The organism is Microbacterium sp., from assembly GCF_035277845.1.
In the GTDB taxonomy this organism is placed as follows: Bacteria; Actinomycetota; Actinomycetes; order Actinomycetales; family Microbacteriaceae; genus Microbacterium.
This window is the reverse complement of sequence record NZ_DATEJS010000204.1, coordinates 1-13,552: the sequence shown is the minus strand read 5'-3', so window position 1 is coordinate 13,552 and position 13,552 is coordinate 1. Positions and strand designations below refer to the sequence as shown.

General features: G+C 69.3%; 12 protein-coding genes. 3 read left to right on the top strand and 9 right to left on the bottom strand.

The window, feature by feature from the left end:
* The first annotated feature begins 137 nt into the window (after positions 1–137).
* A complete protein-coding gene (locus VJR25_RS08595) occupies positions 138–1,460 on the top strand; it encodes a glycoside hydrolase family 32 protein (protein ID WP_324114560.1) in 1,323 nt (440 codons plus the stop codon).
* Positions 1,461–1,492: 32 nt separating this feature from the next.
* Here VJR25_RS08595 and VJR25_RS08590 read toward each other — a convergent pair whose 3' ends face one another.
* The 9 genes from VJR25_RS08590 to VJR25_RS08550 form a co-directional block, all read right to left on the bottom strand.
* Positions 1,493–2,605, bottom strand: a complete 1,113-nt coding sequence (locus VJR25_RS08590; protein WP_324114559.1) for a ring-opening amidohydrolase — start codon at positions 2,603–2,605, stop codon at positions 1,493–1,495.
* A complete protein-coding gene (locus VJR25_RS08585; protein ID WP_324114558.1) occupies positions 2,602–3,894 on the bottom strand; it encodes a hypothetical protein in 1,293 nt (430 codons plus the stop codon). Before VJR25_RS08585 ends, VJR25_RS08590 begins: the two co-directional genes overlap by 4 nt.
* Before the next feature lie 128 nt (positions 3,895–4,022).
* The gene (locus VJR25_RS08580) at positions 4,023–5,156 is read right to left on the bottom strand and encodes a sugar phosphate isomerase/epimerase family protein (protein ID WP_324114557.1); all 1,134 of its coding nucleotides are present in this window, start codon (positions 5,154–5,156) and stop codon (positions 4,023–4,025) included.
* Entirely contained in the window at positions 5,156–5,983 is an 828-nt protein-coding gene (locus VJR25_RS08575) for an ATP-binding cassette domain-containing protein (RefSeq protein ID WP_324114556.1), read from the bottom strand. Before VJR25_RS08575 ends, VJR25_RS08580 begins: the two co-directional genes overlap by 1 nt.
* Complete coding sequence (locus tag VJR25_RS08570; protein WP_324114555.1) at positions 5,980–6,999, bottom strand: ABC transporter ATP-binding protein; 1,020 nt, start codon at positions 6,997–6,999, stop codon at positions 5,980–5,982. The genes VJR25_RS08575 and VJR25_RS08570 overlap by 4 nt, the downstream gene beginning before the upstream one ends.
* Positions 7,000–7,018: 19 nt before the next feature.
* Positions 7,019–7,891: an ABC transporter permease gene (locus VJR25_RS08565; RefSeq protein WP_324114554.1), complete on the bottom strand. Its 873-nt coding sequence runs from the start codon at positions 7,889–7,891 to the stop codon at positions 7,019–7,021.
* Between the two features lie 9 nt (positions 7,892–7,900).
* Positions 7,901–8,938, bottom strand: a complete 1,038-nt coding sequence (locus VJR25_RS08560) for an ABC transporter permease (protein ID WP_324114553.1) — start codon at positions 8,936–8,938, stop codon at positions 7,901–7,903.
* A 5-nt stretch (positions 8,939–8,943) separates the two neighbouring features.
* The gene (locus tag VJR25_RS08555) at positions 8,944–10,521 is read right to left on the bottom strand and encodes an ABC transporter substrate-binding protein (RefSeq protein ID WP_324114552.1); all 1,578 of its coding nucleotides are present in this window, start codon (positions 10,519–10,521) and stop codon (positions 8,944–8,946) included.
* Between the two features lie 165 nt (positions 10,522–10,686).
* Positions 10,687–11,931 (bottom strand): M24 family metallopeptidase, encoded by a 1,245-nt coding sequence (locus VJR25_RS08550; protein ID WP_324114551.1) that lies wholly within the window; start codon positions 11,929–11,931, stop codon positions 10,687–10,689.
* A gap of 345 nt (positions 11,932–12,276) precedes the next feature.
* Here VJR25_RS08550 and uraD point away from each other — a divergent pair, with 345 nt between their 5' ends.
* On the top strand, positions 12,277–12,819 hold the full coding sequence (gene uraD, locus VJR25_RS08545; protein WP_324114550.1) for a 2-oxo-4-hydroxy-4-carboxy-5-ureidoimidazoline decarboxylase: 543 nt from the start codon (positions 12,277–12,279) through the stop codon (positions 12,817–12,819).
* Positions 12,820–12,967: 148 nt separating this feature from the next.
* Positions 12,968–13,543: a carboxymuconolactone decarboxylase family protein gene (locus VJR25_RS08540; protein ID WP_324114549.1), complete on the top strand. Its 576-nt coding sequence runs from the start codon at positions 12,968–12,970 to the stop codon at positions 13,541–13,543.
* The last annotated feature ends 9 nt before the right edge of the window (positions 13,544–13,552 follow it).

Genomic DNA, 13,552 nt, shown 5'->3' with positions numbered 1-13,552 from the left:
CCGAGCTGCTCGCGGGCGGCACGGACGCCGGTCTTCCCGGTGCGCATCCGGTGCTCTTGCCCTGTCCGATCGTCGTCGGTGACTCCGTCGCCGCAGCCGCCCGCTGACGCAGCCCGTTCCGCTCAGGAAGGAATCCCGTGCGCCCGAAACTCCACTTCACGTCGCCCTCCGGCTGGATCAACGATCCGCTCGGTCTGAGCTTCCACGGTGACCGGTACCACCTCTTCTATCAGCATGTTCCGGACTCGATCGACTGGGCGCCCGACTGCCGCTGGGGCCACGCGACCTCCGACGACCTGCTGACCTGGACGACCGGGCCCATCGCGCTCGAACCCGGGGACGGCGACGGCGGATGCTGGTCGGGCAGCATCATCACGGACGAGCACGGCGACCCCACGATGTTCTACACGTCGGTGGACACGCACGCGTTCGAGATCGGTCGGCCGCGCATCGCCCGCCCTGCCATCGGCAGCGAGGAGAGCTGGCTGCACTGGGAGAAGGGCCCGGTCGTTGCTGCGATCCCCGACGACGAGCGCGCCGTGGCGTTCCGGGACCCGTTCGTCTTCCACGACGGCAGCGATTGGCGGATGCTGATCGGCGCCGGACGCACCGACGGAACCGCGCTGGCATACGGATACGTCGCGGACGACCTCGACTCGTGGCGCTACGACGGCGTCTTCGCCTCACGGCACCGGAGCGAGCGGGAGGACCTCTGGACGGGCTCGACCTGGGAGTGCCCGCAGCTGCTCGAGATCGACGGGCGGTGGATTCTGCTGGTCTCCGTCTGGGAGCCGGTTCGCCCCCATTACACGGCGTACGCCGTCGGTGATGTCGTCGACGGCCGGTTCATCCCGGAGTCGCCCTGGCAGCGCCTCACCCATGGACCGTCGTACTACGCCGGTGCCGTCTTCCGGGACCGCGACGGCACTCCCGGCATCGTGTACTGGCTGCGCGGCGTCTCGGATGCCGAACAGGGGTGGGCCGGCGCGCACAGCATCCCGCACCGGCTGGAATTGGACGGCGACCACCTCCGGGTGCGCCTCCCTGCCGGCGTCGCCGACCGCCGTGGGCCGGGCATCGCGCTCGCGGGACTCGCGCACGCACCCGCGGAGATGGACACCGCATTCGAGGTCGAGTGGGAAGCGGGTGGGGTCCTCTCCCTCGACGAAGGGTTCCGCAACGTGTTCCGGCTCGAGCGCACCGGCACCACGCTCAGCGCGACCGCGGACGCCGGCCACTGGTCCGTGCCGTGCACGGGCTCGGTCCGGGTCCTCGTCGACGCGACGATCGTCGAAGTCATCGGGTCGTTCGGAGCGCTGGCATTTCCGGCAGACCGTGCTGCGCAGGCGGTCCTGTCGGCCGAGGACTCGACCGGCACGGCCTACAGCCTCGATGGACGGCTCGAGGGAGCCGACGCAGCAGCGAGCTTCCAGGAGAGCGCGGTGGCGACCCCGGTCTGAGCCGCCACCGCACCGTTCGCTGCACCGCTTCGTCAGCCCACATCCAGGACGATCGCGAGGGTGCCACCGCCGGGCGGACCCTGCTGGACACCGCCCGCGGAGATCCAGATCATGTTGTCCTGCAGCATGGCGGAGAACGCGCTGGCGACGACCGTCTTGAGGTTCTTGACGTACACCGGATCGTCGGTGACCAGCCGCCTGCCGCGGATGCGGCCGCCGACGGGCTCCTGATACTTGACGTAGGTGGCGATGATCCGCGACCGCACCTCGGGCGGCAGCGGGCCGTCCCCGACCTCGACTCCCGCGTCGCGCACGGCCCGGGTGACGGCCGCGATGTCGAGGAGGTCCTCGATGACAGCGCGTCCGACGCGCAGCCGGCCGCCCGCGCCCCGGCGGTTGCCGAGTGCCAGCAGGTGCGTCTGCGGACCCGAGCCGCCCACGTGCTCCCAGATGTTCGAGGACACCGCGACCTTGTCGCTCCACAGCCCCGGATCGGTGCCGATGGCGGCGGCATCCGGAAGCGGCGCGCCGTCCACGGCAGCCCTGACCGCCTGGGCGATGCTGCCGCTGGAGAAGTGGAACACCTCCTGCGGGGCGAGCTCGGGGATCGGCGCGCCCGCTGCGCGGGCCGCGGCGATGTCCTCCAGCGCGGGGTAGTACGACTTTCCGATCACGAACTCGATGTCGTCCGGCGCCATCCCCGCGTCGACGGCGGCGGCCCGGACGGCATCCGCATTGGCCCGGACATGCTCGGCGGCGCCGATCCACTCCGGAAGGATCGTCGCGGATGCCGCGCTGCCGATGGCGAGCCGGGGGCGGCCGTCCGTGGCGGGTTCCGCACGGGTGCGCGTGTACACGACCAGGTGCGGCGTCATGATCGTGCCGACACCCGCGCTGAACGCCATCGGGATCTCCTCGACGGCCGCAGCGAGGCGGCTGCCGTGGTCGAGCAGGAAGCGGCGGACGGCCTGGTCGGCATCCACCCGGCTCGAGTCGTACGTGTCGCCCCAGCCGCCCGTCTTGCCGGTGACCGCCACGATGTCGTCGGGGTTCAGCCGCCCGTCCGACACGAGCTGCACGAGCCCCGACACGTCCCGCAGGCCGCCCATGGCCACGCGGAACGCATCGACGGCCTGCGAGGTCATGCCGTGCTCGGCTCGACGACCCGGACCGACGCCCGCAGCACGGCTTCCGCCTGCTCGGGGGAGAGCCAGCGGGGGTACTCGACGAGTTCGTCGATCGCGTCGTTGAGGGCCCGGTATCCGGCCTCCACCTCGTCGTCGTCGAGCACCAGGCCGAGGTTGGCGGCCAACTGGCGCACCATGGCCCGGGTGCTGAGCCGGTCCCACACCCAGCGGATGTCGGCGCCGACCACGTCGGCGTGCACGCAGCCGGAGATCGGCGGGAACGTCCGCACCCCGTCGCGCAGGGCGCTCAGGGCATCGGCCGCGGTGCTCTTCAGGAACGCGTAGCCGCCGGTGACGGGCTTCAGAGGCGGGTTCGGGATGCCGGTCTCCTCGTACACCAGATCCGACAGGGCCTGCAGGCCCTCGAGCTTGATGCCGGTGTCGACGCCGTACAGCACCTCGAGGCTCGTGGCCACCTCCTCGAGCGGCGGGAAGCCGCACCGGTAGGAGACGCCGTTCACCGAGACGTCGGGTGCGGCGCCGGCCGCGGCCGCGGCGATGGCGGCCGCCGTCCCGAGTCCGAAGTCGTCGTGCACGTGCATCGTGATCGGCACCGCGGTGGTCAGCCCGGCGCGGAAGCGTCGGATGAACACGCGCATCGCCTCGGGGCTGAGGCTGCTGGTCGAATCCATGAGGTCGATCCGCTTCGCGCCCAGTGCGACGGCCTCGTCGGCCACCCGCAGCATGGCGTCGAAGCCGCGCCGTCCCGCCTGGGCGAGGGTGACGGTCCATTCCAGCCCGCACGAGGCGGCGTATTCCGTCACCTCCGCGAGCTGCCGCAGCTGCCGGGCCTCCGCCTCGGGCGACGACGCCTCGACGATCCCGGGGCCGATCACCTTCGCCCCCAGGGAGAGGAGGAGGTCCACGGTCGAGCGCGGGTCGATCCGCGGGGTCCCGTCTCCGTTGCCCAGCAGGGTGTCGGCGTACACGTTGCAGGTGAACGCGAAACCGCCGGCCAGGATCTCGCGCACGAGGGCGAGCTCCCGCGCGTTCGGCTCGTCATCGCCCCACCAGTCCAGGTTGAGGCTCTCATCCCGGATGCCGATGTCTTCGAGCGCCCGCGCGACCCGGAGGTAGCCGTCCATGGTGGTGCGGTTGCCCGCGGTGTAGTTGATCTTGCGCAGCGTGCTGTCGATCAGGCCCAGCGGGCGGGGGAAGTCGAAGTCGCGGGTGACCTCGTCATCGAAGTTGACCGGGCTGACCCAGTGGCTTCCCTCGACCCGGTATTCGCGGTTGGGGTTGATCATGTCTCGTCCTTCGTCATCATTCATTCGTCGAATCGTGTTTTCGTCATCCGTGCTCGGCAGCCACCGGTCCGGTGCGCACCACTCGGATGCGCACCGGACCGGTGCGTGCGGTCGCGCGTTCCGCTCGGTCAGCGAGCCGCGCCCGCGGTCTCCGCGACCGGGGTGTGCACCGGGTAGCCCGCGTCGGCGATGATGGACCGGGCCATGCGGGCGCCCGCCCGGATGGTCTCGACCGCTTCGTCGTACTCGTACGGCTGCGTCAGGTACCGGCGCCAGTCCGGCACCTCGCCTGACGCGATCCGCTCCTCGTAGGTGTGGATCATGTCCAGGTACGCGGCGAGCTCCTCGACCCCCAGGTCGGGGTGCCCGGCCAGGAACTCGGGATCGAACGCCTCGATCACGCGCGGACGCTGCGCCGGCGCCTTGTCCAGGTAGGACTGCGGCGGCTCGATCGTCACGTTGATGGTCGGGTTGGCGGCCACGATGATCGGCAGCACGCCCGCGAAGTCCACCACGCCGTCCCCGTACGGGCGCAGCTGGTGGGCGAGACCGCCCTCCTCGTGCGCGACGTACGCGTCCTTGAGGTGCGTCTGGCGGACGTAGGGCGCCACGCGCCGCGCCGAGAACAGCGGATGCTCCATGCGCTGGAGGACGTTGGACGTGTCGAACACGATGCCGGTCGTGTCCGGCCCCACCGCCTCCACGAGGCGCACCAGCTCGAAGCTGGTGACCTCCTCGTGCGTCTCCATGTTCATGTGGATCCCGAGATCCCGGGCGATCGGCGCCAGACGCTTCAGGAACTTCTCCGTCGCCGCCAGCTGATCCGCCCAGTCCACGTCGGTGCGGAACCGGTCGTAGGCGAGCCGGCCGAAGAAGGACCCCTTGAAGTTGGCCGTCGCGACCCACAGCTCACGGCATTCGATGGCGGCGCAGGCCTCCATCATCCGCCGGAAGCCGCGCAGGATGTCGCCGTCGCCGATGGCCCGGAGCTCCGGCGCCTCCGGATTCGCGTACGGGTTCACCTTGCCGAGTCCGGTCTCCAGGTACAGGTCCAGCTCGTCCGCCCGCTGACGCAGGGCGCGCAGCGCACCGGCATCCAGCGTCGGGCTCATGTCCAGCACGCTGCGGAAGAACAGCCCGTCCATGCCCAGTTCCTGCGCGTGGTCGATGGTGGCGAGCGGTCCTCGCTTGGCCGATTCCGGGATCTTCTTGCCGTCGACCCCCACGCGGATGCGGTGGGCCGATGTCGTCGAGTCGACCATCACGCCACCTTCTCTTCCTCTGCGAGCCGTTCCTTCGCCCGTTGCCGCGCGATGGTCGGGTTGGGGTTGGGGACGGCCCTCAGCAGAGCCTGGGTGTAGGGATGCGACGGCGCCGCGAGCACGGTCTCCGACGGTCCCTCCTCCACGATCTGGCCGAGCTGGATGACCGCGACACGCGAGCAGATCTGGCGCACCACGGCGAGGTCGTGCGCGATGAACAGCACCGTGAAGCCCAGCTCCTCCTGCATGTCCTGCAGCAGGTTGAGCACCTGAGCCTGCACCGACACGTCCAGTGCCGACACCGGCTCGTCGCAGATCAGCAGCTTCGGCCCGATCGCGAGCGCACGTGCGATCGCGATGCGCTGACGCTGACCGCCCGAGAACGACCGCGGGTGGCGATCGAGGTCCCGGTCGCTGAGTCCCACCATGGTGAGCAGTTCGGCGACGCGCGCACGGCGCCGCGCCCGGTTGGGCTCCAGCTTGTGCACCAGGAGCCCCTCGCCCACGAGCTTCTCCACGGTCATGCGCGGGTTGAGGCTCGAGGTCGGGTCCTGGAACACGAACTGCACCTCGCGGCGGACGCGTCGGAGCGCCTCACCCCTGGCCTCGGGGATGTTGATCCCGTCGTAGGTGATCGTGCCGCTCGTGGGCTTCTCCAGGCCCATGATGCTCTTGATGATGGTGGTCTTGCCGGACCCGGACTCGCCCACGAGGCCGGTGATGGTGCCTTCCTCGACCGTCAAGTTGATGTCGCGGAGGGCCTTGACGGGCTCCCGGCCCAGGGCGTGGAAGGTCTTGCACACGTCGTGCAGTTCCAGCAGGCTCATGCTCCCTGCTCCTCTCCGGCTTCGGGGTACAGATGGCAGGCCACGACCCCGCCGCCGGGGGCGGGCCGGAGCTCCGGCACCTCCTGGCGGCACAGGTCGAAGGCACGCGGGCAGCGCGGGTTGAACGCGCAGCCCGCGGGCCGCGCGGCCGGGTGCGGCGGCGCGCCGGCGATAGTGAGCAGCCGCGGGACCGTCTGATCGATGCGCGGCACCGCCTGCAGCAGACCCTGTGTGTAGGGGTGGGCCGGGTGATCGAACAGGGTGTCCACGGACGCCTCGTCCACCTTGCGGCCGGAGTACATGACCGCGACGCGGTCCGTGAAGCCGGCCACCGTGCCGAGGTCGTGGGTGATCAGCAGCACGGCGAGGCCGCGCTCCTTGGACACCTTGTCCATCAGCGTGAGCACCTGCTCCTGGACGCGCACGTCCAGGGCCGTGGTGGGCTCGTCGGCGATGATCAGCGACGGGTTCGAGATGAGCGCCATCGCGAGGACGACCCTCTGCCGCATGCCGCCGGAGAACTCGTGCGGGTAGGCCTTCATGCGGGCCTCCACGTTCACCACCCCGAGTTCTTCGAGGACGTCCTTCGCGCGGCGCTCCGCCTCGGCACGGGACACGCCCGCGATCCGGAGCGGCTCCATCACCTGTTCGCCGATCGTCATGAGCGGGTTGAGCGCGCCCATCGGATCCTGGAAGACCATGCCGATCTTGTGCCCGCGGACGCGGACCATCTGCCGGTCGCTCAGCTTCAGCAGATCCTGTCCCTGGAACTGGACGCTTCCGGAGAGCCGGAAGTCCGGGTCGAGCCGCATGATCGAGCGGGCCGTCACGGACTTGCCGGATCCGGACTCGCCGACCAGGGCCACCCGGTCGCCCGGGAACATGTCGAGGCTGAAGTCCTGCACGAGCCGGATGGGATCGTCCTTGGGGCCCGCGTCGATCGTGAGGTTGCGTACCGACAGCAGCGCGGTGGCTTCCGGGCGGATGTCGGTCTGCCCGGTGGGGGCAGTCGTCAATGTGTTCATTGTTCCGGACTCACCTTCTGCGGAGTGCGGGGTTGAAGCGGACCTGGAGGATGTCGCCCAGAAGACCGAAGGCGACGGCGGTCACGGCGATCGCGAAGCCGGGGGCGAGGGCCGCCCACGGAGCTGTGGCGATCACGTTCTTCGCGCCGGTCACCATCGCGCCCCACTCGGCGCTCGGCGGCTGCGCGCCGACGCCGACGAAGGACAGACCGCCGAGGATCAGGATCGTGTTGCCGACGTCGCCGGCCCACTTGACCACGAGCACGTCGAGGGAGTTCGGCAGCACATGGTGGAGCATCAGGCGGGTCCTCGAGACGCCCAGCACGCGGGCGTTCTCGACGAACGGCTGACTCATCGTCTCCTTCATGACGCCGCGCAGCACGCGGGCCGTGACGGGCCACCCGGTGAGGATCATGGCGATGACGGCCGAGCTGAGGCTGGGGCCGAGCGCCGCGGCGACACCGAGGGCGAAGATGATCGGCGGGAACGCCAGGGCGGCATCCACGATCCGCATGATGACTTCGTCGGCCCACTTGCCGCCCACGGTGGCCAGGGTGGCCACCAGGACGCCGAGCACCGAGAAGCCCGTGACGATCGCCACCGAGGAGAGCAGCGAGGACTGCGCCCCGGCGATGATCCGCCAGAAGACGTCGCGACCCTGCTCGTCGGTGCCGAGCCAGTGCGCCGCGCTCGGAGCCTGCAGCGCGTCCAGGATGTTGGACCGGTAGACCGCGTCGAAGGGCGCGATCAGAGGTCCGACGATCGCGAGGATCACCAGGAGCGCGACCAGGATGGGGATGACGATCTGGGCTCCGGAGACGCCGGTGATCGCCCGGGCGGTTCTGCGCCGCAGGGGCGCGATCATTGTGAGTGTGTTGGCCATTTCAGTCTCCTAGCCCAGCTGCCCTGCCCGCAGACGCGGGTCGCGGATCAGTTGCAGGACATCGACGATGTAGTTGGATACGACCACCAGGACGCCGATCACCAGCACCCCGCCGAGGGCGGCGAAGGTGTCCTTCTGGGCGACCGCGTTGGTGAGGTAGGAGCCGACTCCCACCAGACCGAACACGCCCTCCACCAGCACCGCGGCGCCGACCATGGCCCCGAACTGGATGCCCACGAGGGTGATCGCGGGGCCGATGGAGTTCGGCAGCACGTGCCGCCAGACCAGCTGGCGCTGGGGCACGCCCTTGGCACGCGCCACCGTGAGGTGCTCGCGGGACAGGACCTGGATGAGCTCGGCGCGCAGGATGCGGTAGAGCTGGGCTCCGAACGGGAGTGCCAGGACGACGGCCGGCAGGATCAGGTGCTGCAGGCCGTCCCAGGCAGCCAGCGGGTTGCCCGCCAGGAGCGAGTCCACCACCACCGATCCGGTGTGGGTGGGGATGCTGAACTGGCGGGACAGGCGACCCGAGATCGGCACCAGCCCCAGCAGGGTGCCCAGCAGATACTGCAGGAGCAGAGCCAGCCAGAAGGTGGGCATCGCGGCGCTGAGGATCACGAGGAGCTTGACCGCGAAGTCGGTCGCCCCGTCGCGGCGGAGTGCCGACAGCGTGGCGAGCGGCGTCACCACGGTGACCACGATGAGCACGGCCAGGACCACCAGCTCGATGGTCTGCGGCAGCACCTGCGCGATCCCCTGCGTGACCGACTGGTGGGTCGTGATCGAGGTGCCCAGGTCTCCGTGCAGCAGGCGTCCGAAGAAGCCGAACAGCTGCACGAAGAAGGGCTGATCCAGTCCCAGGCTCTTGCGGACGGCTTCGACCTGCGCGGGGGTGGCGTTCTCGCCGGCCGCCACGCGGGCCTCGTCGCCCGGGATGAGCTTGACCATCAGGAAGACGAACACGCTCAGCCCGATCAGGGTGATGACCGACGAGAGGGCCTTCCGCAAGAGGAAGACGGTCGTCTGCCGTGCGGGATTGTTCGACATGGGGCTCACCCCAGACGCAGGGTCTGGAACGAGATCGGCGTCGCGGACCAGGAGAACGTGATGCCCTTCAGGTCACTGCGGTAGCCCACCGGGAACGCCACTTGGTACATGTTGGCTGCCACCGAGTCGGACTCGACCTGCGTCTCGATCTGCTTGTACAGGTCGCAGCGCTGGGTGGCGTCGGTGGTGACCCGTGCCTTGCTCAGCAGAGCATCGACCTTCGGGTTCTTGTACGCGCCCTTGTTGGTGCTGCCGATGTTGGCCGAGTTGTACAACTTGTCCAGGCCCGCTCCGGGGTCCGGCGTCAGGATGTAGTCGTTCAGCAGCATCAGCGACGGGATCGTCGACGGGTTGGAGAGCGTCTTCAGGTAGTCCGGGAAGGCGATCGGCACGAGGTTGATGTTCACGCCCAGGTCCTTCAGGTTGGACTGGAACAGCGTCGCCAGCTGGGTCTGCGTGTCGTCGACCGACTGGTAGCGCAGGTTCAGCGTCGTCGAGCCGAGGCCGGCGAGCAGCTGCTCGGCCTTGGCCTTGTTCTGCGCGGAGGGCGTCGGGGCGGCGAGGCAGGTGAACGCAGGCGAGAGGATGCCGTTGGAGATCGTGCCCTCGCTGTCGAGGATCTTCGAGTAGCCGCCGGCGTAGTCGAAGGCCAGCTTGAGGCCCTCGCGGATCTTCGGGTCGGCGGTGGCGCCGGTCGACGTGTTGAAGAACAGCTGCGTCTGGCCCGAGGTCTTCACGAAGTTGACGTCGATGCCCGACGTCCCCTTCAGGCTCTCGGCGTCGCTCGCGGTGAGACCGAAGGCGACGTCGATGTTGCCGGCCTTCAGCTCGTCGCGCTGGGTGGCGCTCTCGTCGATGCGGCGGAAGACCAGCTGGGTGGGCCGCTTCGGATCGAAGCCCCAGTACTTGTCGTAGCGCTTGACCGTCGTGCCGTCGGGCGACGAGGTGCCGGTGCCCTGGTACGGTCCGGTGCCGGCCTCGTGCGACTGCAGCCAGCCCTGGCTGTCGTCGGTGCCCGCGTGCGTGGAGACGGCGGCCGCTTCCATGATGTACACGTTGGCCAGGCCGTTGATGAAGAACGCGTTCGGCGCCGTGAGGTTCACCACGACGTGCGTCGGGTCGACGATGGTGGTGGACTTGTAGCCCTGCAGCTGCGAGGCGATGCCCTGGCCGAGACGGATGTAGCGGTCGAGGCTGAACTTGACGTCCTTGGCCGTGAACGGGGTGCCGTCGTGGAACGTCACGTTGCTGCGCAGGGTGAAGTCGATCGACTTCGCGTCGGGCGCGACCGTGAAGGCGGTCGCGAGCATCCCGACCATCTTGTTGCCGTCGGTGGCGTCGAACTGCACGAGCGGCTCGTAGACGATGTTGTCGACCATGTTGGTCTGCGCGTAGTCGGCGTGCAGCGGATCCATGGTGTTGAACTCGTGCTTGAAGCCCACGACGACCGACGTGGAGCCGCTGGTCGCGGCGCCGCCGCCGGTTGATCCGCCTGCGGTGCAGCCGCTCAGGGCGACGACGAGGGGGACGGCGAGAAGTGCGGCGCCGAGGACGAACCTGCGGCGACGGTTCTGAGAGAACATGGAGAACTCCTGTGATTGAGAAAAGGGTGGTTTCTCAGGGCGCGGGGCTGCGCCCTGCTCGGATTTCGGGCATCACCATCACGGAAGACCCTTGAGGGTGAGGGCCTGCCATGCGATGGCTCTTGTGGAGTGCTCCGGTGTTCAGTGTGTAGTTGTGGTTCGGGATCAGAGTTCCCAGATGCCTCTGGGGGACTCGGTGATCCATTCGGCTCCATCGTCGTCGACGAGGGCCATGTCGCCTGCGACGACGCAGCCGAGCCCGGGAACGGTGAAGTTGGGGTGCACTTCGATGACCATTCCCGGTTCGATGAGTACGCCGGACGGGTCGAGGGATTTGTCCCGCAGGGGGTTGAGGTCCCTCGCCATCCCGGGCTCGACATAACTGAGGCCGAGCCCGTGGCAGCTCTGGAAGCGGAACGGGTCCGTCTCCCGAGTGAAGGGAGCGTGCTTCGCGTACTGGTCTTCGATGACGTCGATGACGCGATGCAGCGGCTCCCCAGGACGCATGGCCGCGAGGGCCGCATCCTGGATTTCCATGAGGATCTCGCCGTACGTCGCGAGCTCTGCGCCCGGAGTACCGCGGACCCCCATCCTCAGGCACTGACCGAAGTAGCCTTCGTAGGCGGTGGTCGTGCCCAGCTGCACGCGGTCACGGTCGGTGACCTGTGCAGGAAGTTCCATGAATTCGAAGTAGGTGGTCGGCGGGGCCTCACCGATCGACAGCCAGCACGTGGCCGAGTCCGCGCCGAGCAGGCGCCCGGTGTGCTCGATCTCCGCCATGACGGACGGGCCGGATGCCCCGGGGCGCGTCGACTCGGCGAACGCGGCGGCGACCATCGCATCCGAGATCCGGGCGGAGATGCGGATCATCTCCACCTCCTCGGGTGCGCGGGTCAGCCGCAGACGGTCCAGCACCGAGTCGGCGGCGACGGTCTCGTAGGCCGAGAACTCCTGCTCGAGGGCGAGGTGGGCGGCGTGGCTGAGCTCTTCGACGCCGATGAGACCGATCCGGGACCCGGCGTGGATGCCCGCGTCGGAGAGGAACCGGGCGGCGGCGGCCGGGTGCAGGCGCTGCTCGCCGGTCTGGATGACGTCTCCCAGCCAGCCGGAGCGTTCGGTGCACTCGCGGGTCTCGTGCGGGCCGAAGGTCAGCACCGCAGCGTCGCCGGCGGCGGTGAGCACGACGGTGGAGGGGGTGGGCTTCGCCGCGAACCCGGCCAGATACTGCACGTAGCCGCTGGTCTTGGTGCGCGAGCCGAGCATCCGCGGGGCGCCGAAGGCGACCACGGCGTCGATGCCCTGTTCCGCGAGGGTCGCACGGACGCCTGCGACGCGCTCCTGGAGGACGGGGACGGGGATGCGGCCGGCGAAGCGCTCCAACGGCGCGATCGTCTCGCTCTGCATGCTCATGACAGGCTCCCGTCGACGCGCGAGGCACGCGTCACAGCGGTTCCTGCGTCTGCGAGTGCCGAGTCAGCCGTCGGCACTCGAGCTTCTGAAGCATCCATGATTCAGAGCTGATCCTTCTTCGTCGTGGGCCCCACCAGGTGGGGTGAACTCACAGTAGGTCTGCGTTGACAGATTCCGCAAGTGGAGATTTGAATTTCACTGGGTGGAATTGTTGCCACCCAGTGAAGTTCGGACCTCCGAGCCTTCCGCGGAACGAAATGATGGTATCCCAAAATGGTATCCCAGAGTAGGATCCCTGTACAGCGCCGAAAGCACAGGCGCAGCCGGGCGATCAAAGGAGATTTCGTGTCGACACCGCAAGCTGGAGCATCCGCCGACCTCGTGACGCTGGAGCAGATCAACGCGATGGATCAGGCGGAGTTCGTCGCCGTCCTCGGGCCGATCTTCGAGAACTCGCCCTGGGTCGCCGAGGCGGCCTGGGACGCGCGTCCGTTCGCGGACGCCTCCGCACTCCACGCGGCGATGTTCGCCGTCGTCGACGGCGCCGGCGAGCAGGCCGTCCTCGACTTCCTCAACGGCCACCCCGCGCTGGCGGGCAAGGAGGCGCAGGCGGGGGAGATGACCGCGGAGTCGGTGGGGGAGCAGGCGAGCGCCGGGCTCGACGCGCTGAGCGCGGAGGAGGTCGCCCGCATCTCCGCCCTCAACGCCGACTACCAGGCGCGGCACGGGTTCCCGTTCGTGATCGCGGTGCGCGGGCACACGAAGGAGTCGATCTTCGCGGAGTTCGAGCGTCGGATCGACGCAGACTCGGCCTCGGAGCGGCAGGAGGCGCTGCGCCAGATCGCGCAGATCTCGCGCGGCCGTCTCGATCGGGTGCTCGCCGCCTGAGCCCGCACGAGCCGGCCGGCGGCCAGCGCTCGACGGTCGCGGCCGGAGGGTCCACACTGGGGGTGCCGGCCGTACCCGACCGACGTTCGTCGCGTACGTCGACGCCGGACTCCGCTCGACGTCGGCCACGCCGCCCTGTGGAGGACTCATGATCGTCATCCCGCCCGCTCCCGACGAGGTCGAGGGGCATGCCGCCGACATGTACGCCAGCGACCTCGCCGCGGACGGCTTCGTCTTCGGCCACACCCGGGCCATGGCTCTCAATCCGGAGGCCCACGCCGCGTTCGAGGCGCTGGTGCGCGCGGTCGTGCCCTCGATCGGGGTGCGCGTGTTCGAGCTGGCGACCCTGGGCGCCGCACGCGGCATCCGCTCGTCGCACTGCCTGCTCGCGCACGGCCGCAAGACCCTGCGCGCCGGCGTGATGGACGAGCACCAGCTCACGCGCCTCGGTCGTGACTACCGCGACGCGGACCTGGATGCGGCGGACGTCGCCGTCATGGCGTACGCCGAGAAGCTGTCGACGGATGCCGCCGCGATGACCGACGCCGACTCGCAGGCGCTGCGCGACGTCGGCTTCACCGACCGTCAGATCGTCGACATCACCCTGGCCGCCGCGGTGCGCAATTACTTCAGCCGGTCGCTGCTGGCCCTCGCCGTTCCCCGCGATGCGGTGCCGGGCATCGACGGCGAGTTGGAGGAGGCGCTGCTCACTCCCTGCTCCTGACGGCGCCGA

What these genes read in the sequence shown, in the direction of transcription:
- VJR25_RS08590 (WP_324114559.1), bottom strand. Translation starts at nt 2,605, where the DNA reads ATGACCTCGCAGGCCGTCGATGCGTTCCGCGTGGCCATGGGCGGCCTG.
- VJR25_RS08555 (WP_324114552.1), bottom strand. Translation starts at nt 10,521, where the DNA reads ATGTTCTCTCAGAACCGTCGCCGCAGGTTCGTCCTCGGCGCCGCACTT.
- VJR25_RS08560 (WP_324114553.1), bottom strand. Translation starts at nt 8,938, where the DNA reads ATGTCGAACAATCCCGCACGGCAGACGACCGTCTTCCTCTTGCGGAAG.
- VJR25_RS08585 (WP_324114558.1), bottom strand. Translation starts at nt 3,894, where the DNA reads ATGATCAACCCCAACCGCGAATACCGGGTCGAGGGAAGCCACTGGGTC.
- VJR25_RS08580 (WP_324114557.1), bottom strand. Translation starts at nt 5,156, where the DNA reads ATGGTCGACTCGACGACATCGGCCCACCGCATCCGCGTGGGGGTCGAC.
- VJR25_RS08540 (WP_324114549.1), top strand. Translation starts at nt 12,968, where the DNA reads ATGATCGTCATCCCGCCCGCTCCCGACGAGGTCGAGGGGCATGCCGCC.
- VJR25_RS08550 (WP_324114551.1), bottom strand. Translation starts at nt 11,931, where the DNA reads ATGAGCATGCAGAGCGAGACGATCGCGCCGTTGGAGCGCTTCGCCGGC.
- VJR25_RS08565 (WP_324114554.1), bottom strand. Translation starts at nt 7,891, where the DNA reads ATGGCCAACACACTCACAATGATCGCGCCCCTGCGGCGCAGAACCGCC.
- VJR25_RS08575 (WP_324114556.1), bottom strand. Translation starts at nt 5,983, where the DNA reads ATGAGCCTGCTGGAACTGCACGACGTGTGCAAGACCTTCCACGCCCTG.